The sequence below is a fragment of the Roseobacter sp. HKCC-CH-9208 genome, assembly GCF_037805125.1.
In the GTDB taxonomy this organism is placed as follows: domain Bacteria; phylum Pseudomonadota; class Alphaproteobacteria; order Rhodobacterales; family Rhodobacteraceae; genus M30B80.
In genome coordinates this window covers 1,665,530-1,692,250 of sequence record NZ_JBBLYK010000001.1, presented here as the reverse complement: position 1 = coordinate 1,692,250, position 26,721 = coordinate 1,665,530, and the positions used below count along the sequence as shown (strand labels likewise).

General features: G+C 56.1%; 29 protein-coding genes. 17 read left to right on the top strand and 12 right to left on the bottom strand.

The genetic code is table 11. The features are described from left to right. Positions 1-53: 53 nt before the first annotated feature. Positions 54-767, top strand: coding sequence for a M48 family metalloprotease (locus AAC621_RS08515; RefSeq protein WP_340254308.1), 714 nt, complete (start codon positions 54-56; stop codon positions 765-767). A 9-nt stretch (positions 768-776) separates the two neighbouring features. On the opposite strand, the gene rimO is transcribed toward AAC621_RS08515, so the two are convergent. Further along, positions 777-2,135, bottom strand: coding sequence for a 30S ribosomal protein S12 methylthiotransferase RimO (gene rimO / locus AAC621_RS08510; protein ID WP_340254305.1), 1,359 nt, complete (start codon positions 2,133-2,135; stop codon positions 777-779). A gap of 209 nt (positions 2,136-2,344) precedes the next feature. Between rimO and AAC621_RS08505 the strand changes: the two genes are divergently transcribed. Beyond that, positions 2,345-4,309 carry an AsmA family protein gene (locus AAC621_RS08505; RefSeq protein ID WP_340254302.1) on the top strand — a complete coding sequence of 655 codons (1,965 nt, stop codon included), beginning with the start codon at positions 2,345-2,347 and terminating at the stop codon, positions 4,307-4,309. Between the two features lie 3 nt (positions 4,310-4,312). Continuing rightward, complete coding sequence (locus AAC621_RS08500) at positions 4,313-4,777, top strand: lytic transglycosylase domain-containing protein (RefSeq protein ID WP_340254299.1); 465 nt, start codon at positions 4,313-4,315, stop codon at positions 4,775-4,777. Positions 4,778-4,806: 29 nt separating this feature from the next. On the opposite strand, the gene AAC621_RS08495 is transcribed toward AAC621_RS08500, so the two are convergent. Then, on the bottom strand, positions 4,807-5,793 hold the full coding sequence (locus tag AAC621_RS08495) for a 2-hydroxyacid dehydrogenase (RefSeq protein WP_340254296.1): 987 nt from the start codon (positions 5,791-5,793) through the stop codon (positions 4,807-4,809). 201 nt (positions 5,794-5,994) lie between these two features. On the opposite strand from AAC621_RS08495, the gene AAC621_RS08490 reads away from it, so the two are divergent. Further along, the gene (locus tag AAC621_RS08490) at positions 5,995-6,609 is read left to right on the top strand and encodes an SH3 domain-containing protein (protein ID WP_340254293.1); all 615 of its coding nucleotides are present in this window, start codon (positions 5,995-5,997) and stop codon (positions 6,607-6,609) included. On the opposite strand, the gene AAC621_RS08485 is transcribed toward AAC621_RS08490, so the two are convergent. The 6 genes from AAC621_RS08485 to AAC621_RS08460 form a co-directional block, all read right to left on the bottom strand. Continuing rightward, positions 6,606-7,646 carry a HesA/MoeB/ThiF family protein gene (locus AAC621_RS08485; protein ID WP_340254290.1) on the bottom strand — a complete coding sequence of 347 codons (1,041 nt, stop codon included), beginning with the start codon at positions 7,644-7,646 and terminating at the stop codon, positions 6,606-6,608. The genes AAC621_RS08490 and AAC621_RS08485 overlap by 4 nt on opposite strands. Then, a complete protein-coding gene (dut, locus tag AAC621_RS08480; protein ID WP_340254288.1) occupies positions 7,646-8,116 on the bottom strand; it encodes a dUTP diphosphatase in 471 nt (156 codons plus the stop codon). Before dut ends, AAC621_RS08485 begins: the two co-directional genes overlap by 1 nt. Beyond that, the gene (coaBC, locus tag AAC621_RS08475) at positions 8,116-9,318 is read right to left on the bottom strand and encodes a bifunctional phosphopantothenoylcysteine decarboxylase/phosphopantothenate--cysteine ligase CoaBC (protein WP_340254286.1); all 1,203 of its coding nucleotides are present in this window, start codon (positions 9,316-9,318) and stop codon (positions 8,116-8,118) included. The genes dut and coaBC overlap by 1 nt, the downstream gene beginning before the upstream one ends. 75 nt (positions 9,319-9,393) lie before the next feature. Continuing rightward, on the bottom strand, positions 9,394-10,971 hold the full coding sequence (murJ, locus tag AAC621_RS08470; protein ID WP_340254284.1) for a murein biosynthesis integral membrane protein MurJ: 1,578 nt from the start codon (positions 10,969-10,971) through the stop codon (positions 9,394-9,396). A gap of 5 nt (positions 10,972-10,976) precedes the next feature. Continuing rightward, positions 10,977-13,802 carry a [protein-PII] uridylyltransferase gene (locus tag AAC621_RS08465; RefSeq protein WP_445322517.1) on the bottom strand — a complete coding sequence of 942 codons (2,826 nt, stop codon included), beginning with the start codon at positions 13,800-13,802 and terminating at the stop codon, positions 10,977-10,979. Then, on the bottom strand, positions 13,765-14,943 hold the full coding sequence (locus AAC621_RS08460; protein WP_340254282.1) for a penicillin-binding protein activator: 1,179 nt from the start codon (positions 14,941-14,943) through the stop codon (positions 13,765-13,767). The genes AAC621_RS08465 and AAC621_RS08460 overlap by 38 nt, the downstream gene beginning before the upstream one ends. A 79-nt stretch (positions 14,944-15,022) precedes the next feature. On the opposite strand from AAC621_RS08460, the gene rsmI reads away from it, so the two are divergent. From rsmI to gshB, 3 genes are all read left to right on the top strand, one after another. Then, positions 15,023-15,919 (top strand): 16S rRNA (cytidine(1402)-2'-O)-methyltransferase, encoded by an 897-nt coding sequence (gene rsmI, locus AAC621_RS08455; protein WP_340254279.1) that lies wholly within the window; start codon positions 15,023-15,025, stop codon positions 15,917-15,919. Continuing rightward, positions 15,916-16,269 (top strand): YraN family protein, encoded by a 354-nt coding sequence (locus AAC621_RS08450; protein WP_340254277.1) that lies wholly within the window; start codon positions 15,916-15,918, stop codon positions 16,267-16,269. Before rsmI ends, AAC621_RS08450 begins: the two co-directional genes overlap by 4 nt. A 78-nt stretch (positions 16,270-16,347) precedes the next feature. Further along, entirely contained in the window at positions 16,348-17,292 is a 945-nt protein-coding gene (gene gshB, locus AAC621_RS08445; RefSeq protein ID WP_340254274.1) for a glutathione synthase, read from the top strand. Here gshB and AAC621_RS08440 read toward each other — a convergent pair. The 3 genes from AAC621_RS08440 to cobU are packed head-to-tail and all read right to left on the bottom strand — an operon-like array spanning position 17,289 to position 18,607. Then, entirely contained in the window at positions 17,289-17,390 is a 102-nt protein-coding gene (locus tag AAC621_RS08440; RefSeq protein WP_340254272.1) for a magnesium chelatase subunit ChlI family protein, read from the bottom strand. The two genes, gshB and AAC621_RS08440, sit on opposite strands and share 4 nt — an antisense overlap. Positions 17,391-17,411: 21 nt before the next feature. After that, entirely contained in the window at positions 17,412-17,987 is a 576-nt protein-coding gene (locus AAC621_RS08435) for a histidine phosphatase family protein (protein ID WP_340254269.1), read from the bottom strand. Beyond that, complete coding sequence (gene cobU, locus AAC621_RS08430) at positions 17,987-18,607, bottom strand: bifunctional adenosylcobinamide kinase/adenosylcobinamide-phosphate guanylyltransferase (RefSeq protein WP_340254267.1); 621 nt, start codon at positions 18,605-18,607, stop codon at positions 17,987-17,989. The genes AAC621_RS08435 and cobU overlap by 1 nt, the downstream gene beginning before the upstream one ends. 38 nt (positions 18,608-18,645) lie before the next feature. Between cobU and AAC621_RS08425 the strand changes: the two genes are divergently transcribed. Beyond that, a complete protein-coding gene (locus tag AAC621_RS08425; RefSeq protein ID WP_340254264.1) occupies positions 18,646-19,527 on the top strand; it encodes an RNA polymerase factor sigma-32 in 882 nt (293 codons plus the stop codon). A 123-nt stretch (positions 19,528-19,650) separates the two neighbouring features. On the opposite strand, the gene AAC621_RS08420 is transcribed toward AAC621_RS08425, so the two are convergent. After that, positions 19,651-20,334 (bottom strand): rhomboid family intramembrane serine protease, encoded by a 684-nt coding sequence (locus AAC621_RS08420; RefSeq protein WP_340254261.1) that lies wholly within the window; start codon positions 20,332-20,334, stop codon positions 19,651-19,653. Between the two features lie 116 nt (positions 20,335-20,450). Between AAC621_RS08420 and trpS the strand changes: the two genes are divergently transcribed. The 9 genes from trpS (at position 20,451) to AAC621_RS08375 (ending at position 26,711) form a co-directional block, all read left to right on the top strand. Further along, positions 20,451-21,473, top strand: coding sequence for a tryptophan--tRNA ligase (gene trpS, locus AAC621_RS08415; RefSeq protein WP_340244483.1), 1,023 nt, complete (start codon positions 20,451-20,453; stop codon positions 21,471-21,473). Between the two features lie 93 nt (positions 21,474-21,566). Then, complete coding sequence (locus AAC621_RS08410; protein WP_340254258.1) at positions 21,567-22,049, top strand: VOC family protein; 483 nt, start codon at positions 21,567-21,569, stop codon at positions 22,047-22,049. A 177-nt stretch (positions 22,050-22,226) separates the two neighbouring features. Further along, entirely contained in the window at positions 22,227-22,382 is a 156-nt protein-coding gene (locus AAC621_RS08405) for a hypothetical protein (protein ID WP_340254255.1), read from the top strand. 34 nt (positions 22,383-22,416) lie between these two features. Next, a complete protein-coding gene (locus AAC621_RS08400) occupies positions 22,417-23,286 on the top strand; it encodes a branched-chain amino acid aminotransferase (RefSeq protein ID WP_340254252.1) in 870 nt (289 codons plus the stop codon). Positions 23,287-23,359: 73 nt separating this feature from the next. Beyond that, positions 23,360-23,815, top strand: coding sequence for a universal stress protein (locus AAC621_RS08395; protein WP_317655687.1), 456 nt, complete (start codon positions 23,360-23,362; stop codon positions 23,813-23,815). An 88-nt stretch (positions 23,816-23,903) separates the two neighbouring features. Next, positions 23,904-24,467 (top strand): NifU family protein, encoded by a 564-nt coding sequence (locus AAC621_RS08390; RefSeq protein ID WP_317655688.1) that lies wholly within the window; start codon positions 23,904-23,906, stop codon positions 24,465-24,467. Positions 24,468-24,473: 6 nt separating this feature from the next. Beyond that, entirely contained in the window at positions 24,474-25,118 is a 645-nt protein-coding gene (tsaB, locus tag AAC621_RS08385) for a tRNA (adenosine(37)-N6)-threonylcarbamoyltransferase complex dimerization subunit type 1 TsaB (RefSeq protein ID WP_340254249.1), read from the top strand. Continuing rightward, on the top strand, positions 25,115-25,540 hold the full coding sequence (rimI, locus tag AAC621_RS08380; protein WP_340254246.1) for a ribosomal protein S18-alanine N-acetyltransferase: 426 nt from the start codon (positions 25,115-25,117) through the stop codon (positions 25,538-25,540). Before tsaB ends, rimI begins: the two co-directional genes overlap by 4 nt. Before the next feature lie 154 nt (positions 25,541-25,694). Next, entirely contained in the window at positions 25,695-26,711 is a 1,017-nt protein-coding gene (locus tag AAC621_RS08375) for a BMP family lipoprotein (RefSeq protein WP_340254243.1), read from the top strand. The last annotated feature ends 10 nt before the right edge of the window (positions 26,712-26,721 follow it).

Genomic DNA, 26,721 nt, shown 5'->3' with positions numbered 1-26,721 from the left:
TCAAAATGGGCTGCTAAATAGGGTTGGCCTCAACAAAAAGGTATTTGGTTCTGATGCGTGCAATTCTGATTTTGCCGATGCTTGCATTCCTTGCCGCGTGTCAGGTGGCAAGCCCGCCACCAAGCGGCGCACCTACAAGCACGGCAAGCAGCGATAATCTGCCCAAACTAGCCCCAGATGTGGCAATGAATAATTTCCGCACAGTAGTCGCCAAGGTCGAACCCATTGCCGAAGATATTTGCCGCCAAGAAACACCAGATCAAAACTGTAATTTCACCATTGCGATTGAGCGTGACAGAAATGCAGGCATCAACGCGTTTCAAACCTTAGACAATGTGGGCAACCCATATCTGGTCTTTACGATTGGCCTTATTGAAGATGCGCGCAATATTGACGAATTGGCCTTTGTGATGGGTCATGAGGCTGCGCATCACATCGCCCGCCATATTCCCCGCCAACGGGCCTCTGCCCAAGGGGGGGCGTTAATTTTCGGCGTGCTTGCAGGGATTGCGGGTGGCGATGCCTCTATGGTGCAAAACGCGGCGGATATTGGCGCCACAGTGGGCGCGCGCCGTTTTAGCCAAGATCACGAATTGCAAGCCGATGCTTTGGGCACTGTCATCGCCTATCGCGCGGGGTTTGATCCGGAGCTTGGCGCGCAATATTTTACCCGCCTGCCTGATCCGGGCGAAACCTTTCTTGGAACGCACCCGCCCAATGCGAACCGCATTCAAATCGTGCGGGATACGATGGCAAGCTTGCGCTAAGGGTGAGGGTCAGGCGATCTGACCCCAAAGATCATATTCACTGGCCTCATCAACTGCCACAGTCACGATGTCGCCCGCTTTGAGATCTTGGTACTCTTCATCGATAAAGAGATTGCCATCAATCTCTGGCGCGTCTGATTTGGTGCGGCAGGTGGCCCCTTCATCGTCCACCTCATCCACGATCACCTCAAGACGCGTGCCAATTTTGTCGGCCAATTTCGCCTCGGAAATGCTCTGCGCCTTTTCCATAAAGCGCGCAAAACGCTCATCCTTGACCTCTTGCGGCACATGGTCTGGCAAATCATTTGACCGCGCACCCGCAACATTTTCGTATGTGAAACAGCCGACCCGATCGAGCTGCGCCTCATCCAACCAATCAAGCAGGATCTGGAATTCGGCCTCTGTTTCGCCCGGATACCCCACGATAAAGGTTGAGCGCAGGGTGATCTCAGGGCAGTCCACACGCCAAGCTGCGATTTCGTCTAAGGTTTTACTTGATGCCGCAGGGCGGGCCATACGTTGCAACGTATCGCGATGGGCATGTTGGAATGGGATATCCAGATAAGGCAGAACCAACCCTTCGGCCATCAAAGGGATCAACTCCCGCACATGCGGATAGGGGTAGACGTAATGCAACCGCACCCACGCGCCCAGTTGGCCCAAATCGCGCGCCAAAGGAAGAATTGGGAATTTCTCATCCCGACCAGCCCAATCCGTGCCATAGGCCGAGGTGTCCTGACTGATGACCAGAAGTTCCTTCACCCCTGCCTCAACCAGTTTTTCTGCCTCACGCAACACGGCCTTTGCGGGACGGCTTTGCAGGCGGCCCCGCATATCGGGGATGATGCAAAACTTGCACTTGTGATTGCAGCCCTCGGAAATCTTGAGATAGCTGTAATGACGGGGCGTTAGGCTTACGCCTGAACTTGGCAAAAGATCGACAAACGGATCAGGCGCGGGTGGCACGGCGGCATGCACCGCATCCAAGACCTGCTCATATTGGTGCGGGCCCGTTACGGCCAGAACACGCGGGTGCGCACCTGTGATATAGTCAGGCTCGGCCCCCAAACAGCCCGTCACGATCACGCGGCCATTTTCGCGCAGCGCCTCGCCAATCGCGTCCAAACTTTCGGCCTTGGCGCTGTCGAGAAAGCCGCAGGTGTTCACAATTACCGCATCGGCACCGCCATAATCGGCGCTGATCCCATAGCCTTCGGCGCGCAGTCGGGTCAGGATCCGCTCACTATCCACAAGCGCCTTGGGGCAGCCAAGCGAGACCATCCCGATTTTGGGCTGACCCTCGCGGATCGTCTCCTCAATACGCGCACGGGCAAGATCTGGGCGAAGATTTGGTGGATTCTGTGTCATATCCCGCGCTATAGCGTGGCTTTTGGCCATCGTGAAGCAAGAAAGCACTCAGGCACCATCGGCGCGGGGCCACATCCAGCCTAATCTTGTTCTGCCGTGACCTCGCGCAACCTTGAACATAAAGGCACCGCCAAGGCTTTACGGCCCCGAACCATAGCCGCTAAACGCAAAGGTGCTTGGGGTTACAAAAATAGTTTGGGGGATTCTCGATGAAGTGGGTGTTGCGGGTCATTTTGGCTGTCGTGATTTTCGTGGGCGTGGCTGTTGGAGGGATTGCGTTAATTCCAGCGGACACCATTGCCAGATTGGCGATAGAGCGGCTATCGACCAGCCTCGCGCGTGATGTGACCCTGACGGGCGCAGTGCGGCCAAGTTTTTACCCCATGATCGGGATCAGCGCCGAAGGTTTTGAAATTTCCAACCCTGACTGGGCTGCGGATCAAGGCCCGATGCTGCGGGCTGAGGCGTTGCATATCGGGGTCGAAGTCATGCCCCTTTTTTCTGGCGAGGTGCGGATTGCGCGCGCGGAACTGATAAAGCCTGACATCATTTTGCTGCGAAACGCGGATGGACAGGCCAATTGGGAATTTTCAACCACCGCCCCCACAGCCGAGACAGGCACAAGCGGTGACCTGCCGCAAGTCAGCCTCAGCCTTGCACAGATCAGCGATGGCACCCTGCGCTATACTGATGCCACAACAGCGCAAAGCTATGCGGCCGAAGCAGTCAATCTTCGCCTTGAAGCGCCCGATCTGAACGGCAGTCTGACAGGCAGCTTTAACGCCGCAATCAATGGCGCGCGCTTGAGGGGCGATGTGACTCTCACCACCCTTGCTGATGCGCTTGCGGGGCGTGAGGCGCGCATTGATATGTCCCTGTCTTGGACAGGCGGCAGCCTTGGCTATCGCGGCGCGCTTATGCTTGCCCCGTTCAGCCTTACGGGCGAGGTGAATGCCGATATCACCGACCTGACCCCGATCACGACTGCGGCGGGTGTCGCAGCGGTGACTTTGCCCGCGGGATTGGGTCGCGATAGTATCGCGCTGAACGGCCCCATTGCGATCACGCCCGAGGGCGTTGCGCAGATCATGGATGCAACCCTTGCGCTAGATGACACGGCCATAACCCTATCTGCAGATCTCAGCACAGGCGGTGAGCGCCCTAAGATCACGGGCCGCATCGCGGGCGGGCGCGTTGACCTAAGCGCCCTGACAGAAGGCAGCGCAACCGAGGGCAGCAGCGCAGGCGGCGGATGGCCGCGTGACGAAATCGACCTCACGGGCCTCTTCGCGGTAGATGCCGATCTTGATCTGGCCCTTGCCGAATTGGATTTGGGTATGATGCGGCTGTCAGATATTGCGCTACAAACCACGCTTGATGCGGGCCGTCTGCAGCTCGATTTGGCGCGCGCCGTGGCCTATGGCGGCACGATTGCAGGGCAAACTGTGATAAATGGCCGTGGCAATGGATCCGTGGCCAGCAACATGGCGATCCGTGCGGTGCAATTGCAGCCCTTGTTGCAAGATTTTGCAGATTATGACCGCCTTTCAGGCACGGGAAACGTCACCTTTAACATTTTAGCAGGCGGGCGGTCTGTAGCGGCATGGATGAATAGCCTTGAGGGCATTGCCGCGCTTGAATTTGGTCAGGGGGCGATTGAGGGGCTTGATCTTGCGGGGATGATCCGCAATCTCGACAGCTCCTATCGGGGCGAAGGCGCGCGCACAGTCTATGACAGCATCACCGCGACCCTTGCGATTGTGGGCGGTGTGGCGCGCAATGACGACCTCACCCTGACCGCTGGATGGGGCGGTGTCACAGGGACGGGCGAGATCAATATTGGGGGCCAGTCAGTGGAATATCGCGTGATCCCCGCTGTGCAAACATCCTCCGATGGGTCGAATATTGCCGTGCCCGTCATCGTGCGCGGCCCTTGGGCTGATCTCAGTTTTGCACCTGATCTAGAATATTTGGCCAATCAGCGGCTAGAACTAGAACGCGCAGAACTTGAAGCTGCGGCCCAAGCCCGCATTGACGAAGAGCGTGCTAGGCTGGAACAAGAGGCGCGCGATCGGCTTAAACTGCCCGCCGAGGGCGATGCGCGCGATGCCATCGAAAATCAACTGCGCAATGAGGTCGAAGGTGCCTTGCGCGGCCTGTTCGGGGGGAATTGATCTATGCGCCGCCTTATAATCACAGCCCTGTGCGGGATGCTTGTGGCCTGTATTGGCACGCCCGAACCTGAACTTTACCCGGGCGAAACAGCAGAAATTCGGGCCCTAGTGAATAAAATGGCGCGCCAATATGATGTGCCCGCCCCCCTGATCCACCGCGTGATCCAACGTGAAAGCGACTATCGCGCCCATGCCCGCAACGGCCCCTATTACGGGATGATGCAAATCTTGCCCGCCACAGCCCGCAATATGGGGTTTGCGGGTGAAGATGCCGATTTATTGGATGCAGAAACCAACCTCACCTATGCGGTCAAATATCTGCGCGGCGCTTGGCTGCTGTCAGATGGATCTTATGACACGGCCGTCATGCATTACGCGCGCGGCTATTACTATGTGGCACGGGACAGATGCATGTTGGTCGAGACAGGCCTGCGGGAACGCGAGGTCAGGCGGGACTGTCAGGGGTGAGACGACTATTTCCGCGCATCATCGCTGCCTTAATGCATGCTCGGCAGAACCAGATCAGGGGGGCGATGGCCATCTGCAAAGGTCTTAATGTTGATCAAGACCTTCTCGCCCATCTCAATCCGCCCTTCGAGGGTCGCTGACCCCATATGAGGAAGGAGGATCACATCATCCAATTCCCGCAATCGGGGGTTTACATCATGGCCACGCTCAAAAACATCCAAGCCCGCACCCGCGATCTCGCCCGCGCGCAACATGCGGGTGAGTGCGTTTTCATCAATCACCTCTCCACGCGATGTATTCACAATCACCGCTGATGGCTTCATCAGCTTCAACCTGCGTGCGTTGATCAAATGAAAGGTCGAAGGGGTGTGCGGGCAATTCACTGAAATCACATCCATCCGCGCCAACATTTGATCCAAGCTTTCCCAATAAGTCGCGCCGAGCGCGGCCTCTATATCAGCGTGAACCCTGCGGCGGTTGTGGTAGTGAACCTGCATTCCAAAAGCAGCCGCGCGGCGGGCTACGGCCTGACCGATGCGCCCCATGCCCAAAATACCCAAACGCTTACCCGCGATACGCCCCCCCATAAAGGCGGTTGGCGCCCAACCCTGCCATGCGCCCGTTTGCATGACAGCCTGCCCTTCTGGCACGCGGCGCAGAACACCCAAGATCATCGCCATGGTCATATCGGCGGTATCATCCGTCATGACGCCGGGTGTATTGGTGACCAAGACCCCGCGTTGGCGTGCGGTGGCAACGTCAATATGATCGACCCCTGCACCATAATTGGCAATCAGCTTGAGCCGTTCGCCCGCTTGCCCCAACATGCCTGCATCAATCTGATCCGTCACACATGGCACCAGAACATCTGCCGATTTCATAGCTGCGACCAGATCATCGCGGCTCATTTTGCGGTCTTCGTCATTGAGCTGAACATCAAATAATTCGCTCATGCGGGTTTCCACCGCTTCGGGCAAATGGCGGGTAACGACAACTTTTAACCTTGGTGCGACCATGGGCTTCTCCTGAGGCGGATGGCATGTCTGACGCTGTTACCCTTCCCCATTCTGCGCGCGGGTGCAAGCGTTCGCGGGGCCTTGGCCGCGACGGGCGCTTCGTAATGTCATCTTCCCCCGCGATGGCTTTCTCGCTATGGTGTGGGAAAGATCAAAATAACCCAGCCCAAAGCGGCGGGACGAGGCCTATTGAGGATAGTCATGCCACGGTCAGATTGGCGCATAACCCTAGCGATGGGTGCGGTTTGTCTTGTGTTTGCGGCCACCGCAGGGGCGCAAAGCACGGATGGCGCGGTGCCGTTGCCACGCCCTGATAATCTTGTGCCAGTCGAGACACCCGAACTTGAGACCGCCACCCCCTCCCCAACGCCCAGTTTTGACGCCCCGACCACTGGGCCAGAAACAGGCTTTCCGCTGCCGCGCTATGTTTCGATGGATGCGACACGCGGCTATGCACGGCGCGGCCCCTCGCGCAACCACCGCATTGATTGGGTCTTTCAAGAACGCGATATGCCGCTTATGGTTGTGGCCGAGCATGGGCATTGGCGGCGGGTCGTTGATCATGACGGGGTGGGCGGATGGATGCATTACGCCCTTTTGTCAGGGCGGCGCACAGCGCAAATTGACATTGACCTTGCCGATTTGCGCCAACGCCCTGATCCAGAGGCCACTATCATTGCCCAAGCCCAACGCGGCGTGGTCGGACGGGTAAGCGAATGCGAACGCGACTGGTGTCGCTTTGCAGTTGATGGGTATACAGGATGGGTCGAGAAATCCGCCCTTTGGGGCGTGATGGAGGACGAGATTTTCGACTAGTCCCCTGCGCAAACGGGGCAAGCCGCATTGCGCTTTAGCTTGACGATCCGTGTCTCAGGCGCAAGCCCATCATAGAGCAGCATACGCCCCAGAAGCCCCTGACCCGCACCTGTAATCTGCTTGATGGCCTCAAGTGCCATCATGGTGCCCACCACCCCTGGAAGCGCGCCGATGACACCCGTCTCGGCACAGGTGGCAGCCATCCCTGCCTGTGGTGGATTGGGAAAGACACAGGCCATGCATGCCCCGCCAGCACTTGGATGATAGAGGGTGATCTGCCCCTCCCATGCTGAAATTGCCCCTGCCAAAAGCGGGCGCTTGGCAGACACCGCAGCGCGGTTGATCATCACCCGCGTTTCAAACTGATCCGTGCCATCAATGATCAGATCATAGTCCGCGAATAGCTCTGCCGCGATCGTCTCGTCCAAAGCACGATTGTAAGGGCGGATATCAAGATGCGGATTTATCGCCTTCATCGCACGTTCTGCTGAAAACACTTTGGGCATATCTTGATCGGCATCGCGGTGAATGATTTGGCGTTGCAGATTCGACAGGCTGACATGATCCGCGTCAATCACCCCAATGCGCCCGACCCCCGCAGCTGCGAGATACAGCAAAACAGGCGAGCCCAAACCACCCGCCCCCACCACCAAAACCTTGGCCGATTTCAGCGCCTTTTGCCCCTGCCCACCAATGTCAGGCAGGGTGATGTGGCGGGCATAGCGCTCTAATTCCTCTGGCGTGAAGGTGCCGCTTTGGCGCGGCGCGGGCGTGATCATGGGCCGGGCCACGCGGCGCAAGCGGTTTAGAGCCGCGCGATAGGCCAGAACCAACAGAACCGCGCCGCCTAGAATCAACCATGGCGCGGCAGTTTCGCCTGTCGCGATGCGCAAAGGGTGGCCCTCGGGCAATACGAAATGGCCCAAGACAACCACCCCATAGACAAGGGCGATCATCACAAGACGGGGGGTATACGCGGTTTTCATCACGGCCCCAAAGCCCCAAAGCGCAGCCATGATTGCAAAAACCGTGACCATCAGCCCTGCCCAGTCGAGCCGAAACCACCCGCCCCACGCGCGGTTTCATCCAAACCCGACACAAGCGTAAAACGCACTTGGGTTACTGGCGCCACAACGCCTTGAGCAATCCGATCCCCATGGCCAATAACAAAAGGTGCATCGCCCAAATTGATGAGGATAACTCCCAATGGCCCGCGATAATCGCAGTCAACCGTTCCGGGCGCATTGGCAAGCGTCACCCCGTGTTTCAGGGCAAGGCCAGATCTCGGCCGAATTTGCAGCTCATACCCGCGTGGCACAGCCACACGAAACCCTGTTTGGATCAAGGCGCGCGTCTGCGAGGCAAGCGTCAGCCCTGCCTCGCGGGCGTCAGCCGTGAACTGTGCGCGCAGATCAAAACCCGCCGCCCCATCGGTTTCATATCGCGGCAGGGGCAGGTCAGGATCGGCCCAGTCTTCGCGCAAGAACTTTACTTCTACTTGCGCCATTATGCCCGCCCCAAAGCCTCGGCCACGCGCAGGGCAAGGCGTGCTGCAGTCTCAGATTTGCTCAAGCGCGGCCATGGATCAGCACCTGTGCGCGTGATCAGAGTGACCGCATTATATGCCCCCCCCATGATCCCCGTTTCAGGGGACACATCATTGGCCACAATCCAATCACATCCTTTGCGCGCCAATTTCGCCTGCGCATGATCAACCAGATTTTCGGTTTCGGCAGCAAAGCCCACAACCAAGGTCGGGCGGCCTTTTTTCATCTGTGCCACAGATGCCAAAATATCGGGGTTTTCCGCAAAGCTGAGACGGGGCAGCGCGCCATCGCCTGATTTCTTGATCTTTTGGTTCGCGGCATTATCCACGCGCCAATCGGCAACGGCAGCGGCAAATATAGCGGCATCTGCAGGCAGGGCCTCTGTCACGGCCTTTGCCATCTGCGCGGCAGTCTCGACCTTGATGACATCCACACCATGAGGCGGTGGCACAGATGCAGGGCCTGTGACGAAACTGACCCGCGCGCCCAAATCGCGACAGGCCGCAGCAAGTGCCGCCCCCTGCGCCCCTGACGAGCGGTTGGCGATATAGCGCACAGGATCTATGGGTTCATGTGTTGGGCCAGAGGTAATCAGAACATGTCGCCCCGCAAGCGGGCCTTCCGCAAATTGCGCGGCAATTGCGCTGACAATCTCATCGGGTTCGGCCATGCGGCCTAGTCCAAATTCGCCGCAGGCCATGCTGCCCTCATTGGGGCCAACAGAACGAATCCCATCCCCCAAAAGCTGCGCCAAATTGCGTTGCGTGGCGGGATGTTCCCACATCCGCACATTCATTGCAGGGGCGATCAGCGCGGGCTTGTCAGTTGCCATCAGCAGGGTCGAGGCCAGATCATCTGCATGACCGCCCGCCATTTTGGCCATCAAATTCGCCGTTGCTGGGGCCACCACAACTAGATCTGAGGCGCGGGATAATTCGATATGGCCCATTTCGGCCTCATCGGTCAGATCAAAGAGATGCGTGTATGGCTTTTGGCCCGCGAGGGCTGCGACCGAAAGTGGTGTCACAAATTCTTGTGCCGCCTGTGTAAGGACAGGGGTAACAGCGGCCCCTTGGTCGCGCAAACGGCGGATCAGCTCAAGGCATTTATAGGCCGCGATCCCGCCCCCTATGATCAACAATATACGTTTCCCCGAAATCATGATGATCTCACCTTTTCGCCTGTTCTGTTGCGAAACCTATGTGGCGCGGCGGCGTGGGGCAATGGGAAATGCCCCTCACGCGGCCCCTTTGCGGCGCAGCGCGCCCAGAATTTCTCCGAATGAAAAGGCGCCTAACAGGCGACCAAAAAGGGCATAGGCCCCGGCACCAACTGCAATCAGCCCCGCAAGCGCGAGATAGCGCACGCCCCCCACCTCAAGAACGGGGGCAAGGATCAATCCCGCACCATAGAGCACCGCCCCCATCGCAATGGCCGCCCCCGCAATGCGTGGAATGCGCGTGAGATACCGCGCATCATAGGCAGCGACATCACCATAGGTCTTTGCACCACGGCGCAGCTGATAGGCCATGACCCATGCAGAAATGGTGGTGGCCAATGCGGCGGCAATATAGCCGATGAAAAAAGCAAGCCCGATGGCGAGAGCGGCATTTATCACCATTGCCACCACGGCATAGTGAAATGGGCGCTTGGTATCCTCGCGCGCGTAAAACACGGGCTGCCAGATTTTCTGAAGAACAAAGGCGGGCAGCCCTGCCCCATAAATCGCCACCGCCCAAGCCGTGGCAATAGTGTCTTGGCCCTCAAAGGCCCCACGTTCGAACAAGACCGAGACCAAAGGCACAGGGATAACCATCAACGCAACCGCGGCAGGAATGGTCAGAGTCATCCCAATCTCAGCCGCACGCGATAAGGCCTGCCGGCCCCCTGCATCATCGCCTGCCCGCAAGCGGCGCGAAAGATCTGGCAACAACACAATCCCGATTGCGATCCCAACCACACCGAGCGGCAATTGATATAGCCTGTCGGCATAAGACAACCATGCAATCGCCCCATCAAAGAAGCTTGCAACCTGACGCCCCACCAAAAGGTTGATCTGCACCACCCCGCCTGCAAGCATGGCAGGCCCTGCCAAAACGGCCAGTCGGCGCAGATCAGGCGTGAATTTCGGCCAAGTTGGGCGGATGACCAACCCTGCGCGTGCAGCTGCCCCCCACACCAAAACCAGTTGCGCCACGCCCGCCACGGGCACCCCCCAAGACAGGGCCAGCCCGATCATGCGCGCGGCTTCGGGGCTGTCCGTAGCGCTCTGCGCGCCAAAGATCAGCGCCGAGACAAGGATCACATTCAACAGCACAGGCGCCGCAGCAGCCGCCGCAAAGCGCCCCGCAGCGTTCAGCATGCCCGAAATCAACGCCGCCAGTGAGATCAGCAAAATATAGGCGAAACAGATACGGCCAAATTCCACCGCGATCCCAAAGCGGGGATCATCGGCAAAGCCCGATGCCATCGCCAAAACCAACCAAGGCATGGCAATCTGCGCAAGCAAGGTGAAGCCAATCAGAAACACAGCGAGCATGGATAGTGCATTGCGCGCAAATGGCATCGCATCGCCGCCGCCTTCGAGTTTTTTAGAAAAAATCGGCACAAAGGCCGTGTTCATTGCACCCTCAGCAAAAAAGCGGCGGAACATATTTGGTAAAGAAAACGCCACCAAAAACGCCTCGGCCACGCCGCCCGCACCAAGATAGCGGGCAATCAGAATATCGCGCAGAAATCCCAAGACGCGGCTGACCAATGTCCAACCGCCGACCGTGAGAAAGCCAAAGCCCAATCTGATTTGCGGGGCCGCCACAGCCGCTAGACCCCTGCCCGCTCGGCCACGCGCGCGATGGCATCGCGCAACTTGCGCTCCAACACATCTTGGCGGGATTTGGAGTGGAGTTTTAGACCAAACATATCTTTCACGTAAAACACATCTACCACCTGAACACCAAAGGTCGCGATCATCGCACTCGCAATGTAAATATTGTTCGCGGCCAAGGTCTTGGTCAGATCATATAGCAGACCAGGACGGTCGCGTGTATCCACTTCGATAATGGTGTAGATTTCCGACCCGTCATTATCGAAGGTGATATTGGTCGCCACGTTAAACGTGCGCTCGCGCTTTTTGATCTTGTCGCGCCCCTCAAACGCTTTTGAGGCTACAACCTCGCCCTTTAGGGTTTTGTCGATCATCGAGGTCAGACGCGGCAGGCGGGCATCCTCATAGGGGTTGCCATCAGCATCTTGAACCCAGAACACGGCAGTCGCATAACCATCTTTCGAGGTATAGGTGCGGGCATCGACCACATTCGCGCCCACCAGTGACAGGGCGCCAGAAAGGCGGCTAAAGATGCCTGGGTGATCCACAAGCGCAAAGCAGACGCGGGTCGCATCGCGGTCAGTATCACGCTGTGTGTCAATCCGGATTTCATCATCCCGAAGGCCAAGCAGCATATTGGCAAAGATAATCTGGCTGGCCAGATCAAGCCCTTGCCAATAGGGGCCATAATGGCGGTCTATTTCAGTTTTAAGATCCGCCTTAGGCCAAGTTGCCAAAGCATCGCGCAGGGCCTTTTTTCCCTCACTTTCCAATTTGTCGCGGTTAAGATCCTCAAGACCCGTCTCCAAGGCTTCAGCCGTGGCGCGATAGAGGCCGCGCAACAGCGTGGCTTTCCAGTTGTTCCATGTGTCAGGCCCAACCCCGCGAATATCGCAAACTGTCAAAACAGTCAGCAAATCCAGACGCTGCCGCGTTTTTACCAGCTTGGCGAAGTCCCGCACTGTGCGGGGATCTGCAATGTCGCGTTTTTGGGCCATGTCGGACATCAACAGGTGGTAGCGCACAAGCCATTCCACTGTTTCAGTCTCATCGGGTTTGAGGCCCAAGCGAGGGCAGAGTGCACGCGCAATCCGCGCGCCCAAAATCGAATGATCTTCTTTCCGACCTTTGCCAATGTCATGCAGCAAACAGGCCACATAAAGCACTTTGCGGTTTACCCCACGCTTCAAAATACCAGATGCAATGGGCAATTCCTCGACCAATTCGCCCCGTTCGATCTGCGCAAGGGTAGAGACAACTTGGATCGTATGCTCGTCCACTGTGTAGCTGTGATACATATTGAATTGCATCATCGCCACGATAGCCGCAAAATCAGGGATGAATGCGCCCAAGAACCCCAATTCATTCATCCGCCGCAAGGCACGTTCGGGATTGCCTTGTTTCAAAAGCAAATCAAGGAAAATGCGGTTCGCCTCTTTGTCGCGGCGCATTTCTGTGTCAATGAGGTGCAAATTGGCCGAGATCATCCGCATTGCATCAGGGTGCAGAAGATAGCCCGTGCGCAAGGCTTCCTCAAAAATGCGTAATAGATTGATCTTATCGGCCAAAAACGCCTTTTCATTTTCGACAGTCAGACGATTTTGTTTCAGCGCATAGCCGTCTTTGAGTTTCTTTTTGCGACTGCGCCCGCGCAAAAAGCCCAAGATCATCGGTTCGCCTTTGGCGTGACTGGCCTCAAGCGCGGTCAAAAAGATGCGGGTTAATTCGCCCACGCGGGTGGCATGGCGGAAATAATCCTGCATGAAATGCTCAACCGCACGGCGGCCTGAGTGATCGGCATATTGCATCCGTTCCGCGACCTGCACTTGCAAATCGAAACTCAAACCATCCTGTGCGCGGCCTGCAATTGCGTGCAAATGACAGCGCACCGACCACAAGAACCGTTCGGCCGCATCAAACGCGTCAAATTCTTCGCGGCTGAACACCTTGAGGGCAACCAGATCTTCGGCCCGCGCCACGCCATGCTGATATTTCGCAATCCAATAGAGCGTCTGCAAATCGCGCAGACCGCCCTTCCCCTCTTTTACATTCGGCTCCAACATATAGCGTTGGCCACCTTGCTTTTTGTGGCGGCTGACCCGTTCCTCAAGCTTGGCTTCGATAAATTCGGAAAGGCTGCCCTCAAACAAATCTTTGCGCAGTGCCGTCTTGAGCTTGGCCGATAATTCGGCATTGCCCGTCAAGTGGCGCATTTCCAACAAGGCCGTGCGGATTGTAAAATCCTCGCGCCCTAGACGCAGACAATCTTTGATGTTGCGGGTGGCGTGGCCCACTTTCAGCTTGAGATCCCAAAGCATGTAGAGACTAGATTCAATCACGCTTTCGACCCAACCTGTGCTTTTCCATGGGGTCAAAAACAGAAGATCAACATCCGAGAACGGGGCCATCTCGCCACGCCCATAGCCGCCAACCGCCAAGATCGCCATCCTCTCCCCCTCGGTCGGGGTGGGATTGGGGTGCAAGCGTGTAGATGAGACGCGCAGCACCTGCTGCACCAACCCATCGGTCAGATGCACATAGGCGCGCGTCACACGGCGTGCGGTGAGGGGATTTTCCGCAAATGCCGCATCAATGGCAGATCGACCCTTTGCTTGGGCATCTTGCAAGATCGCCACGACCGCCGCGCGAATTTTGGCAGGATCGCTCAGATCAGATATCGCGTCATCAATTGCCGCCGTCACGGCCTCTGCGTCAAAAATATCTTCAGCGGGATAAATCAATTGCCCCGCTGCAGATGGGATGACCGAAAAGCGTGGGTTCTGCTCAGAATCCAGCGCCGAGGGTTCTTGGGGCGGGGTCAACAAGGATGATCTGCCTGTCTTGCAAAGTCACTACGGCAAGGCCGCGTTCAATAGAGCCATCGGGTAGCAATCGGAATACGCCGTTCGCGCCCGCAAAGCCAGAGCCTGATGCAAAATCCACACCGCCCAAACGGCCCGTGCGACCTACGGTGTCAATCACAGCGCGCATCCCGTCATAGGCCAAGGGCGCAAGGTTATGGGGGGCTTGCTGATAGGCCAATTGATAGCGCGTGCGAAACGCACTTTCGGCATTGGGATCGGGCAAGACAAACCACCCGCCCTGTAAGCCACGAATTTCCAAGGTCTGCGCAGGGATATCCCAACGGGTCAGACCAATGATTTTGGTGGCCTCAGTGTCAAAGCCATTATCTGGCAAGAGTTGACCGAAGAGCGGCAAAGCCCCTGAGGCGTCCGCGGTCAAAATCATCGCATTTGCGCCAGTTTGTGCGACCATTGCCTCAACCTCAGGCAAGGCAGCAACAACGCCAGTCTGACTGAACTCATAGGCGATTTCACCCACAACCGTGGCACCTGAGGCCGCCGCCGCACGGCGCACCGCATCACGCGCCACTTCACCCGCCAAATTGCGCGCATGCACCACCATGATGCGATCACGGCCATTCGCCGCCGCATAGGACACCATCCGCGCGGCGGCATTGTCGTAAGTCAGGCCAAGCACAAACAGATTGCGCCCTGCAATGCTGGCATTGTTCGAGAAACTAAGAACCGAGACATTGGTATTCGCCACGGCCACACCAACCGCCGCCGCCGCGTCCGAGCGCAATGGCCCAAGGATCACATCCGCCCCTTCCGCCACCGCCTGCTGTGCCACAGCTGCGGCCGTGCCTGCATCGGCTTGGGTTGGATAAACCACCAATTCGATTTGCGTGCCAACGGCCTCGGCGGCTGCGAGGCGCGCGGCGTTCTCAAGGCTACTGGCCAGAAGGTCGTCCCCTGCATTGGGCGAACCATAGGGCAGCAGCATCGCAACGCGCACCGATTGCCCGACCTGTGGCCCCGTTCCCATTGTGGCCTGACAGGCCGACAGAACCACGCCAAACAGCAAAAGCAAACTCAACCGCAAGAACTTGTGAAATCTTGTCAAAGCAGGGATCATAGTGATCTCTCCCAGTGGGGCCATTTTGCACAAACCCTAGCCAGTCCTGTCCGCCAAGTAAACGCTCGCAATGGACAGACTGCGCAGATATGTAAGTGAGCTGATGCGAAACGACACAGAAAACGGGCGCGAATTTGCCTACACCCCCCGCGACAGCAAACTGGCCGCAGGTTTGTATTTTGTCGCAACCCCGATTGGCAGCGCGCGCGACATCACCTTGCGCGGCTTAGACATTCTCGCCAGCTGCGATGTCATCGCCGCAGAAGACACGCGCACCTTGCGCCATTTGATGGAAATTCATGGGGTGGCGCTGAATGGCCGCGCAGTCTTGCCCTATCACGATCACAACGGCGCAGAGATGCGGCCAAGGATCATGTCCCTTTTGACCGAAGGAAAATCCGTGGCCTATGCATCAGAGGCAGGGACGCCGTTGGTGGCCGACCCTGGTTTCGCCTTGGGGCGTGCTGCCATTGCGGATGGGCATATGGTCACCACCGCACCGGGGGCATCCGCCTCATTGGCCGCACTGACCGTGTCGGGCCTGCCCAGTGACCGCTTTCTTTTTGCGGGTTTCCCACCCCCAAAATCGGGAGAACGGCGCAAATTTCTGCAAGATTTGGATCAGACCCAAGCAACGCTGATCTTATATGAAAGCCCGAAGCGCATTCATAAATTGTTAAACGAGATGGCCGAGATTTGGAGCCAAGATCGCCAGATCGCTCTGTGCCGCGAATTGACCAAAAAATTTGAGGAGGTCATTCGCGGATCGCTTGCAGATGTGATTGCGGCGATCGAAGGTCGAGCATTGAAAGGTGAGATCGTGGTTGTCATTGACCGCGCGGAAAAGCAAGCCGCTGATGAGGCCACCGTGATTGCGGCGCTTCGGGCGCGACTTAAGACAGCACGGCTGAAGGAGGCTGCGGCGCAGGTGGCAACCGAACTGGGCCTGCCGAAACGCGATGTTTATCAATTGGGTCTGTCCTTGGACGCGGATCCGTGAGCGGGAAAACCGCCTATCTTGCGGGGCTATCTGCCGAGGATCAGGTGGCGCGGCTCTATGAAACCCATGGCTATCACTTGCGGGCGCGGCGATGGCGCGGGCGGGGCGGCGAGATAGATCTGATTTTTGAAAAATCAGGCGAAATAACTTTTGTGGAAGTTAAAAAATCGCGGGATTCTGACACCGCTGTGTCACGGGTCAGCCTCGCACAAAGAGCGCGCATCCTACAGACAGGTGATGAGTATTTGGGTCTTTGTCCCATGGGCCTTGCGACACCGTGCCGTTATGATCTCGCAGCCCTCAACCAGATCAGACAGGTTCACATCATCGCGAATGCGTTTCTCGAATAGCCTGCCTGACATGAATTGGGCATTGCGTCCCCCCCTGCCAAAGGCCATGAAAGGGTTGGTATAGATACGGGGTGAGACATGGCACTAAAAGTCGCAATGCAGATGGATCCAATAGCGCCGATTAACATTGAAGCGGATAGCACGTTTCGCGTGGGGCTGGAGGCACAAGCGCGGGGGCATGAGCTGTTTTACTACACTCCAGATCGTTTGTTTTTTGACGAGGGTCGTGTCTGCGCGCGCGGGTGGCCGATCACCTTACGCTGCGAAAAAGGGAACCACTTCACCCTTGGGGCAGAGCAGACCATCGACCTAGGCGATTGGGATGTGGTGCTTTTGCGCCAAGACCCGCCTTTTGACATGGGTTACATCACCACCACCCATCTTTTGGAACGGATTCATCCCAAAACCTTGATCGTGAATGACCCGTTTTGGGTGCGCAATTATCCTGAAAAATTGTTGGTTCTGGAATTCCCCGATTTAACCCCGCCCACTATGATCGCCCGCGATCTTGGCGCTTTGCGTGAGTTCCGCGCGCGCCATGGGGAAATCATCATCAAACCGCTCTACGGCAATGGTGGCGCGGGCGTTTTTCGTCTTGAGCCAACGGATCGCAACCTCAATTCCTTGCATGAGATGTTCACTTCTATCAGCCGCGAACCCCTGATTGCGCAAAAATTCTTGCCTGATGTGACGGCGGGGGACAAGCGGATCATCTTGATTGACGGCGAGCCCGTTGGGGCGATCAACCGCGTGCCTGCCGAAGGCGAAACCCGATCAAATATGCATGTTGGCGGACGGGCTGAAAAAATCGGGCTGACCGCGCGCGAACATGAGATCTGCGCCAAAATTGGCCCGCTGCTGCGCGAAAAAGGCCAGATTTTTGTGGGGATTGATGTGATCGGCGATTACCTAACCGAGATCAACGTGACCTCACCTACGGGAATTCAAGAATTAGAACGCTTTGACGGGATCAATGTCGCCGAAATCATTTGGCAAGCCATCGAGGCACGGCGTGCGGGCTAATCTTCACGCCCTGTGCTGATGCGATAACTGACCGCTTCTAGGATATGCGCCTCTTCGGTTTTGTCGGATGCTGCCAAATCCGCAATGGTGCGCCCCATCCTGTGCCAAGGACACCACCGCTAGGGGCAATATCCAATTCTCACAACAGACCATCTGCCTTCTCTCTGGTGAAATTCTGTGACCGAGAGAGGGGGGATGGTATGGGCATAAGCCTGATATGCGCTTAGCCCTGAATGACGCGCGATTTGCGTTAGGATTGCGCCGAAATGGCATGTAAAGATCACATCTTGATCAGGGTGCTGCGCCAGAACGCGATCAGACGCGCGGCTCACCCGCGCAATGACCATCGCCCAACTTTCCCCGTTGGGCGGGCAGATGTCTTCCCCACCCTCCCAAAAGGCGCGCGAAAGTTCAGGGGCAGATTGGCTAACCGCATCAAACCCCTGCCCCTCCCATTCGCCAAAATGAAATTCGCGCAGATCAGGCTCATGAGGCAAGCGCAGGCGCGGCGATAGCGCATCTGCAGTGGCCTCAGCACGGTTGAGGTCAGAGGAAATCATCACTGCCTGTGCGGGAAGATAGGCGTCAAGCCGCGCGATTTGCGCGTGATCGCTGAGATCAGCAGGAACATCACGCCACCCCGTGATCACCTTGGCATGGGTCGGCCCATGACGCAGCCAAAAGGCACGGCGCATCACCCCTGCCCCTTTGGCAACTGCCCTTTGAGGACGACAGGCAGACCTGCGGCCACCATCACCACAAGATCCGCTGCGGCAGCGATGGCTTGGTTCAATTCCCCTTGATCCTGACGAAAGGCCCGCGAGAGGGGATGATCCGGCACAACGCCCATTCCAAGCTCGTTCGAAATAATGACAACAGGGGCCGGGCAATCAGCTATGGCGCGGGCCAGCGCCGCCCATTCAGCCCGCCAGTCCCGTTTAGCCATACCCAGATTGGCCAACCACAGCGTAGCGCAATCAATCAACACGGCCTCGCTTTTGTGCAGTTGCGTCAGAGCCGCAGGAATATCGGTCGGCACTTCGACTGTGCGCCACTGGGCCGCCGCACGCGCGGATTTATGCTTGGCGATTTTGGCTTCCATCTCGGCATCATGGGCCTGTGCTGTCGCGAGATAAACGGGCGACAGCCCCGTGTTCAGCACCAAATCCTCGCCAAAGCGCGACTTGCCAGACGCCGCACCGCCAAAAACCAATGTCAAACCCGCCAAACCCGTCAAAAGAAATTCCTCACCAAAAGTGATCCATTCATCATGCTGCCGCGTAACACCAATAGAACCGCACAAGATGCGGAACAAGACACTGCCAAAAATGATACGCCAACAGGGGGTGCTTTATGGCTTTGGACATGAGTGGAGAAAAAGCGCTTTCGCGCCGTGCGATGAAAGCGGAACTGTTAGACGCAGAGACGGAATTGCGACTGGCCTATGCTTGGCGCGATCATCGCGATGAGGAAGCCTTGCACCGTCTGGTGACGGCCTATATGCGCCTTGCGATTTCCATGGCCGCTAAATTCAAGCGCTACGGCGCGCCGATGAATGACCTGATCCAAGAGGCGGGTCTGGGTTTGATGAAGGCGGCAGATAAATTTGACCCTGATCGTGGCGTGCGGTTTTCAACCTATGCCGTGTGGTGGATCAAGGCATCTATCCAAGATTACGTAATGCGCAATTGGTCGATGGTGCGCACGGGGTCTACCTCCAGCCAAAAATCACTTTTCTTCAACATGCGCCGCGTGCAGACGCGCATCGAACGCGAGGCAATGGCCGCAGGCCAAAACCTCGACAAGCATCAATTGTTGCAGATGATCGCCACAGAGGTCGGCGTGCCGCTGCATGATGTTGAGATGATGGAAGGTCGCCTTGCAGGATCTGATTATTCTTTGAACGCCACGCAATCCGTTGAGGATGAAGGACGCGAATGGATCGACACGCTTGAGGATGACAGCGAACAGGCTGCAGATTTGGTTGAGCAGGCCCGCGACCGCGCGCAACTGCGCGAATGGTTGTTGAATGCCTTGTCATCATTGAACGAGCGCGAGCGGTTCATTGTGCGCGAACGCAAATTGCGGGATGAGCCGCGCACGTTGGAATCCTTGGGCGAAGAACTGGGCCTGTCCAAGGAACGTGTGCGCCAACTTGAGGCTGCCGCATTTGCCAAGATGCGCAAATCCCTTGAGGCGCAATCGCATGAGGTGACAGCATTTCTCGCGGGTTGATCCTTCACGCGCCCCTTGTGTTGATTTTTGGCTTGGCCATCTTGGCCATGACCACAAACACGCCGCAAGCGGTGGTAACAAAATCCCCGATTGAGCCAATAATCGTGGCTGCCGCCCGCTAGATCAGCGTTTGCGAAGGCGTTGCAAAAGCAAGGCCAACCCCCCTGGGATCAATACAAGCGACAGGGCAAATCCTGTCACAAATCCTGAAAGATCAGAGACCACGCTGCCCCAATCGCCTTGCAAAAAAGCGAATAAGATTTGAATGGCCAAAAGCATTGCAATCAGGGAAAAAGCACGCATCGGATTGTCACCTGTCCGACCCATATTGGCCCAGAGGATAAAGGTGAAGGCACCGATCAGAGCATAGACACCCGGATACCCGCCGATCAGGGGATAGGTGCTGTTTAACAAGCCCACAAAGGCCAAAGCCCCGATGATGGAACCCGCAAAGAACAGAACCAAGATCGACAGCCCTGAGAAAACCTGTGACACCATTTTGCCAATGGCCAGTATGAACACGCTGACGAACACGGCATGGATAAAACCGCCATGGATCAGCGGGTAGGTCACAAGACGCATCAGATCATTTGCGGGATAGCTGTTACTGGCAAACATCCAAGCGGCAATTTCGTGGAACACGCCATAATCCCGCACCGCGGCCATGCGCCACCCAATCCCGCCTGACCCGCCCAAAAGCCCAGCAGTGGCCAGCTGAAACATCACCTCAAGGCCAAAGATCACCACAGCCAAACCAAGAACGACTGGGTGAAGGTCGTTGAACAGGCTATTATTCTCTTGATCCATGGCTGCACCTTCGGTTGACCTTATTGCGCCTCGTGGGTAAGCGATGCGCAAGGCAAATGCCAGTATTGTGGAATGATTTTCTTCTGGCATCCAATCACAACCGCAATAGGTCACCAATGGCTGAGACAAAATTCACACCACGCGTCTTTTCAGGCATCCAACCTTCGGGCGGGCTGACCCTTGGGAATTACTTGGGCGCGATGAAGCGTTTTGTAGATATGCAAGAGGCGGGCGGATTTCAGACCATCTATTGCATGGTGGACATGCACGCGATTACCGTTTGGCAGAACCCAAGTGACCTTACCAAAAACACCCGCGAGCTTTGTGCGGGCTTCATTGCCGCAGGGATTGATCCAGAAAAATCCATCCTCTTCAATCAAAGCCAAGTGCCTGAACATGCGCAGCTTGGGTGGTTGTTTAATTGTGTGGCCCGCATGGGATGGATGGGCCGCATGACCCAATGGAAGGACAAAGCGGGGAAAAACGCCGAAAACGCCTCGCTGGGGTTATTCGCATATCCCGCGCTGATGGCCGCCGATATTTTGGTCTATCACGCCACCCATGTGCCGGTTGGCGAAGATCAAAAACAACATTTGGAACTGACCCGCGATATTGCGGCCAAGTTCAACCATGATTTTGGGGTCGACTTCTTCCCGATCGCTGAGCCCGTGATTGAAGGGGCGGCAACACGGGTTATGAGCCTAAAAGACGGCACCAAAAAGATGTCGAAATCCGACCCTGCAGATGCAAGTCGGATCAATATGACCGATGATGCTGATGCGATTTCCAAGAAAATCCGCAAGGCGAAGACGGACCCTGATCCGCTGCCGGATGCATTGGCCGAACTGGCGGCGCGGCCCGAGGCCCGCAATCTGGTCAATATCTACGCCGCTTTGGCAGAAATTGATCCGCAGGCCGTTTTGGATCAGCATCAAGGAGCGCTCTTTGGTCATTTCAAAATGGCGCTGTCTGATTTGGCTGTGGCAAAACTTGCCCCAATCTCGGCGGAAATGGCGCGCCTGATGCAGGATCAGGCCGAAATTGATCGCATTCTCGGTCGCGGTGCAGAACGTGCGCGCGAAATTGCAGCGCCGATTTTGGCGCAGGCCTATGACATTGTCGGGATGGTGCGCAGCTAGACGCCATTAGTGCATTTTTGCACAGAACCCCTACGAAATGGTCAGTTTATGTGCGCATGCTTTGGGAGCAGATTGCCCGTAAAGGAGGACATCATGACATATACTGCACCTGACAGCTTGGCCATTGGCCATGTCCACCTGAAAGTCACCGATCTTGAGCGCTCTATCGCATTTTATCGCGATGTCTTGGGGTTAGAGCTAAAACAACGCTATGGCCGCCAAGCGGCATTTCTATCGGCCGGGGGATATCACCACCATATTGGTCTCAACACTTGGGAATCCGCGGGGGCTGGCCCCGCACCGCGGCGGGCGGCGGGTCTTTACCACGTAGCTTTCCTCTATCCTGACCGCAAAAGCCTTGGCCGTGCCTTGGCGAATGTGGTTGCCAAGGGCGTGCAGCTTGAAGGGGCGGCGGACCATGGCGTGTCTGAGGCGCTCTATCTTTCTGACCCCGATGGCAACGGGATTGAACTCTGCCGCGACCGCGCGCCTGCTGATTGGCCCCGCGATGCATCAGGCGCATTGGAGATGGTCAATGCCCCGCTTGATCTAGAGGCGCTCTTGGCGGAGGCTTGACTTTTTGCTGCATTGCGGCGTATATTTTGCAAACGCGGCAAGAATAGTGCCGCGCTTAACACTTTCTTTGTCATACCGATGTTAAGGTTTGCACGCATCCTAAGGCAGGGCGCTTTTGCGCCCTCAACCTCCGTTGGCTGATTTCGGTCGACGGTTCACACGAAACGGAGGTTCGACATGACTACGATATCGAAGAATGAAACACCGCAGTCGCCCAAATTGGGCGCAGCACCACAGGCGGCAAAGCCTGCTCAAGATCCGAAAGCTGGCCCAAAACCCGCGTCATCAGCGATGGAATATCAATTGGGCTTTGCAACTGGCCCAACGGGCTGAAGCGGCCTATAGGTAGCCATGAGGAGGATCACTCATGGCAACTGGCAGCAATATAAAAACCTATTTCAACGGCGCGTGGCATGATGGGGATATCCCTGTCATCCGCGCCGCTGATCATGGCGCTTGGCTTGGCTCCAATGTGTTTGACGGCGCGCGCTATGTGGACGGGCTCGTGCCAGACTTGATGGCGCATTGCGCAAGGGTCAACAGATCTGCTGAGGCGTTGATGATCACGCCAAGCCATAGCCCAAAGGCCATGTTTGAAATCATTTGGGAAGGATTGGCGCGCTATCCCGCGGATGCCGCCGTATATATTCGCCCCATGTATTGGGCGCTTGATGGGGGCGAATTGGGGATATTGCCAAAGGCGGGCGCAACAGGATTTGCGATCAGCCTTGAAGAAATCCCAATGCCCGACCCCAAGAAAACCGTGCGCCTGACCACCACATCCTTCCGCCGCCCCGTCTTGGCGGATAATGTGGTCAACGCAAAAGCAGGCTGCCTATACCCCAACAATGCGCGGATGCTTCTTGAGGCGAAAACCAAGGGTTTTGACAACGCACTTGTGGCCGATGCGATGGGGAATGTTGCGGAAACCGCCACCGCAAATGTCTTTATGGTGCGCGATGGCGTGGTCTATACGCCAATTCCAAATGGCACATTTTTGGCAGGCATAACACGCGCGCGCCATATCAAAAACATGCGCGAAAATGGCATCACGGTGGTTGAAACCGTGCTCAGTTTTGATGATTTCCGCCGCGCCGATGAGGTATTTTTGACGGGGAACTTGCAAAAAATCACCCCCGTCAGCGCCTTTGACGAGATCTCCTATGAGATCGGGCCCATCAGCCAGAAAGCGCGCGATCTCTATTGGGATTGGGCGCGCAGCGAGGCGGCCTCATAAGGCATCACGCGTTTGTTGTTGAAATGGCGCGTGCAAATGCGCATCCTTTGATACGGTGAGAGGGGATGAAAATATGCGTAAGTTTCTGGTGGTTCTAGACGACACGCGTGAATGTCTTAACGCGATGCGCTTTGCCGCGATGCGCGCAGCCAACACCAAGGGCGCGGTTGAAATCCTCTCCATCATCCCACCTGAGGAATTCCAACACTGGATCGGCATTGGCGATTTGATGCGCGCCGAAGCGCGGGAACGGATCGAGGCACATTTCGAAGTGTTTGCAAAATGGATGCGCGACCGACAGGGGATTGATCCCAGTCTCGCCATCCGTGAAGGGGAACCTGTCCAAGAAATTCTCGCCCATATTCACGATGATCCCAATATTGGTGTGTTGGTTCTTGGGGCAGGATCGGGCAAGGGTGGGCCTGGCCCATTGGTCACTCAATTGACGAAACAGGCCGGCAGTTTGCCTGCGCCGATCACCATTGTTCCAGGTGAGTTGACCAAAGAACAGCTTGAGCAAATCACCTGATTGCTAAGTTTTAGAACTATTCTAAAACTTGACTTATCGGGGGTGCCATATCATATCAGGCTCATGCTTGCGCGCAGGAGAAAGCCCAATGTTTATTCAAACGGAATCCACCCCGAACCCAGCCACGCTGAAGTTTTTGCCAGGGCAAACCGTTCTGGACATGGGCACAGCCGATTTTCCATCGCGCGAGACGGCGGATAAATCGCCACTTGCCGCGCGCATTTTTGCGGTTGATGGCGTAACGGCGGTATTTTTTGGCACCGATTTCGTGACTGTGACCAAGGCCGATACAATCGAATGGGATCATATCAAGCCTGCCCTTCTCGGCGCGATTATGGAGCATTTCCAGTCTGGCGCGCCCGTGATGGGGGATGAGGGGCCCGCCGCAGGGGGCCATGCTGACCACAGCGGCGAGGATGCCGAGATCGTGGGTCAGATCAAAGAATTGCTCGACACCCGTGTGCGCCCTGCTGTGGCGCAAGATGGCGGCGACATTACCTTTCACGGCTTTGATCGTGGGGTGGTGTATCTGCATATGCAAGGGGCCTGCGCGGGCTGCCCCTCATCAACCTTGACCCTGAAAATGGGTATTGAAAATCTGTTGCGCCATTACATCCCCGAAGTGGTGGAAGTGCGCCCTGTCACGGTCTAATCCCCTTTGCTTTGCTTAGGGATAGATACATCGGCCGCGCATTGCGCGGCCGCTTTGGTAGACGGGGGCACAGTCCTTGCTGCGCGGTTTGAACCAATGGCGAAAGGTCAGGCGGAACGCCTGATGCCTTTGGTAGATGAGATTTTCGCAGAAGCAGGTAAAACAGCCGCAGACTTGGGTGCCATTGGTGTTGGCATCGGGCCGGGCAATTTCACAGGCCTACGTATTTCCGTCTCAGCCGCCCGTGGTCTTGCACTGGCCTTGGCGCGACCTGCGATTGGTGTCTCAATTTTTGAAGCGCGCCGTTATGGGATCAAAGGCCCCCTCAGCGTGATCGAAGATGCCCGCCGCGATGAGGCCTATCTGCAAAGCTTTGATGATCAGGGCCGCGCAGATGAAGCGCGGCTTGTCACCCTGAACACGCTCTCCGCTCGTGAACTGGCTCAGCAGGTCACAGGAAGTTTGGGGCCGCAAATTGCCGATGCTTATGGGCTAACCCATGTCGCCCCACCTGTCATGATCGCCACAGCAATCGCCCATATCGCCGAGGCCAAACAAGCTACAGATATGCCGCTGCCGCGCCCTTCGCCGCTTTACTTGCGCGCGGCAGATGCAGCCCCTGCGCGCGAATATGGGCCGCGTTTGCTGTGACCCGCACCGCTGCACAAATGGCCGAATTACACGCCCGCGCCTTTAACCAAGGCGGCGCATGGACGCGCAAGGATTTTGAAGAGTTGCTTGTGGCGCACAATATGACCATCAGCCATCATGATCACGGCTTTGCCGTTCTTCGGATCGTGCCACCAGAGGCTGAAATCTTAACCATTGCAATTGACCCAAACCATCAGGGAAAGGGTCACGGAAAAGCTCTGCTTTCTAGACTAATCTCAATAGCTAAGGAGGCTCAAATTAAAGAGATTTTTTTGGAAGTGGACAACAAAAACAGTATTGGCCGGGCGCTCTACACCTCTTTTGGTTTCAACGAAATTGGATTTCGCAAAGGCTATTATCAGTACAAAAATGGCAAGTGCAGCGATGCGATAATGTTAGCAAAAACTCTAGATACAAATTAAAAATCGCCGATTGATCCAAAATCATTGTGAAAGTTTTATTTTTTTTCCAATATCCTCTCCTGCCAGTAGACTACCCAATAAAAAACGATTTGGCATAGATCTCGTAACCACCAGGCCCATTCCCTAGGTTCAGATCACAAACATGGAGGTTAAAATGAAATTTGTAAAACAAACTAGCCTTGCAATAGGCTTCACGCTCTTATGCACTGCATCAGCCAATGCATTCACTGCATGCCAAGTTACTGACGTTGGCGGAATTGATGACGCTAGCTTCAACCAAACAGCTTGGCATGGGGTTGAAAACGCGATTGCCAATAGAGGGATCGAAGGAAGATTTTTAGAGTCCCAATCAGAAACTGACTACGCAGCTAATCTCAACGCATTGATGGATGGATCATGCGATATAATTGTTACAGTAGGTTTCCTGATGGGAGAAGCCACCGCTAATGCGGCCACTGCAAACCCTAATCAAAAATTCTCAATTGTGGATTTTGCATATGATCCCACAATTCCAAACGTCCTTGGGCAAGTTTTCGCGACTGACGAAGCCGCGTTTTTAGCTGGATACCTGGCCGCAGGAATGACAGAAACAGGTACTATCGGCACATTTGGGGGTTTAAACATACCTCCTGTGACAGCCTTCATGAATGGCCTTGTATATGGCGTTGACTATTATAATGAACAACACGGTACATCCGTAGCAGTTCTTGGCTGGAACCCAAGTTCACAGGAAGGCCTATTTACGAATAACTTCGATAGCTTGGATGACGGCCGTGCATTTGCACAAAACCTATATGATGAAGGTGCCGATATTGTAATGCCAGTAGCTGGTCCCGTTGGCTTGGGCTCGGCTGCACTAGCGGCAGAACTAGGTTCCGACAGTTTGAAAATTATCGGCGTGGACGCCGATTTAGTTGCTACTGATCCAGAACGTGCTGATGTATACCTAACTTCAGTCCTCAAGCGTATGGATAGTACTGTTGAAGCAGTTATCAACGCAGCTATGGATGGATCTTTTGAAGGAGGCCTTACCGTTGGCACTTTAGCTAACAACGGAGTCGGGATCGCACCATATCATAACTTTGAGAGTGCCGTCCCCTCTGAATTAAAGGCGGAAATTGACGCGGTTCGTGCCGGAATAATTGACGGCTCGATTTCGGTAGGGCCTTAAAAACCTAATC

Coding starts and splice junctions, on each gene's coding strand:
- AAC621_RS08515 (WP_340254308.1), top strand. CDS start 54: ATGCGTGCAATTCTGATTTTGCCGATGCTTGCATTCCTTGCCGCGTGT.
- rimO (WP_340254305.1), bottom strand. CDS start 2,135: ATGACACAGAATCCACCAAATCTTCGCCCAGATCTTGCCCGTGCGCGT.
- AAC621_RS08505 (WP_340254302.1), top strand. CDS start 2,345: ATGAAGTGGGTGTTGCGGGTCATTTTGGCTGTCGTGATTTTCGTGGGC.
- AAC621_RS08500 (WP_340254299.1), top strand. CDS start 4,313: ATGCGCCGCCTTATAATCACAGCCCTGTGCGGGATGCTTGTGGCCTGT.
- AAC621_RS08495 (WP_340254296.1), bottom strand. CDS start 5,793: ATGGTCGCACCAAGGTTAAAAGTTGTCGTTACCCGCCATTTGCCCGAA.
- AAC621_RS08490 (WP_340254293.1), top strand. CDS start 5,995: ATGCCACGGTCAGATTGGCGCATAACCCTAGCGATGGGTGCGGTTTGT.
- AAC621_RS08485 (WP_340254290.1), bottom strand. CDS start 7,646: ATGGTCACGGTTTTTGCAATCATGGCTGCGCTTTGGGGCTTTGGGGCC.
- dut (WP_340254288.1), bottom strand. CDS start 8,116: ATGGCGCAAGTAGAAGTAAAGTTCTTGCGCGAAGACTGGGCCGATCCT.
- coaBC (WP_340254286.1), bottom strand. CDS start 9,318: ATGATTTCGGGGAAACGTATATTGTTGATCATAGGGGGCGGGATCGCG.
- AAC621_RS08460 (WP_340254282.1), bottom strand. CDS start 14,943: ATGGCCCCACTGGGAGAGATCACTATGATCCCTGCTTTGACAAGATTT.
- rsmI (WP_340254279.1), top strand. CDS start 15,023: ATGCGAAACGACACAGAAAACGGGCGCGAATTTGCCTACACCCCCCGC.
- gshB (WP_340254274.1), top strand. CDS start 16,348: ATGGCACTAAAAGTCGCAATGCAGATGGATCCAATAGCGCCGATTAAC.
- AAC621_RS08440 (WP_340254272.1), bottom strand. CDS start 17,390: ATGGGGCGCACCATTGCGGATTTGGCAGCATCCGACAAAACCGAAGAG.
- AAC621_RS08435 (WP_340254269.1), bottom strand. CDS start 17,987: ATGCGCCGTGCCTTTTGGCTGCGTCATGGGCCGACCCATGCCAAGGTG.
- AAC621_RS08425 (WP_340254264.1), top strand. CDS start 18,646: ATGGCTTTGGACATGAGTGGAGAAAAAGCGCTTTCGCGCCGTGCGATG.
- AAC621_RS08420 (WP_340254261.1), bottom strand. CDS start 20,334: ATGGATCAAGAGAATAATAGCCTGTTCAACGACCTTCACCCAGTCGTT.
- trpS (WP_340244483.1), top strand. CDS start 20,451: ATGGCTGAGACAAAATTCACACCACGCGTCTTTTCAGGCATCCAACCT.
- AAC621_RS08410 (WP_340254258.1), top strand. CDS start 21,567: ATGACATATACTGCACCTGACAGCTTGGCCATTGGCCATGTCCACCTG.
- AAC621_RS08405 (WP_340254255.1), top strand. CDS start 22,227: ATGACTACGATATCGAAGAATGAAACACCGCAGTCGCCCAAATTGGGC.
- AAC621_RS08400 (WP_340254252.1), top strand. CDS start 22,417: ATGGCAACTGGCAGCAATATAAAAACCTATTTCAACGGCGCGTGGCAT.
- AAC621_RS08395 (WP_317655687.1), top strand. CDS start 23,360: ATGCGTAAGTTTCTGGTGGTTCTAGACGACACGCGTGAATGTCTTAAC.
- AAC621_RS08390 (WP_317655688.1), top strand. CDS start 23,904: ATGTTTATTCAAACGGAATCCACCCCGAACCCAGCCACGCTGAAGTTT.
- AAC621_RS08375 (WP_340254243.1), top strand. CDS start 25,695: ATGAAATTTGTAAAACAAACTAGCCTTGCAATAGGCTTCACGCTCTTA.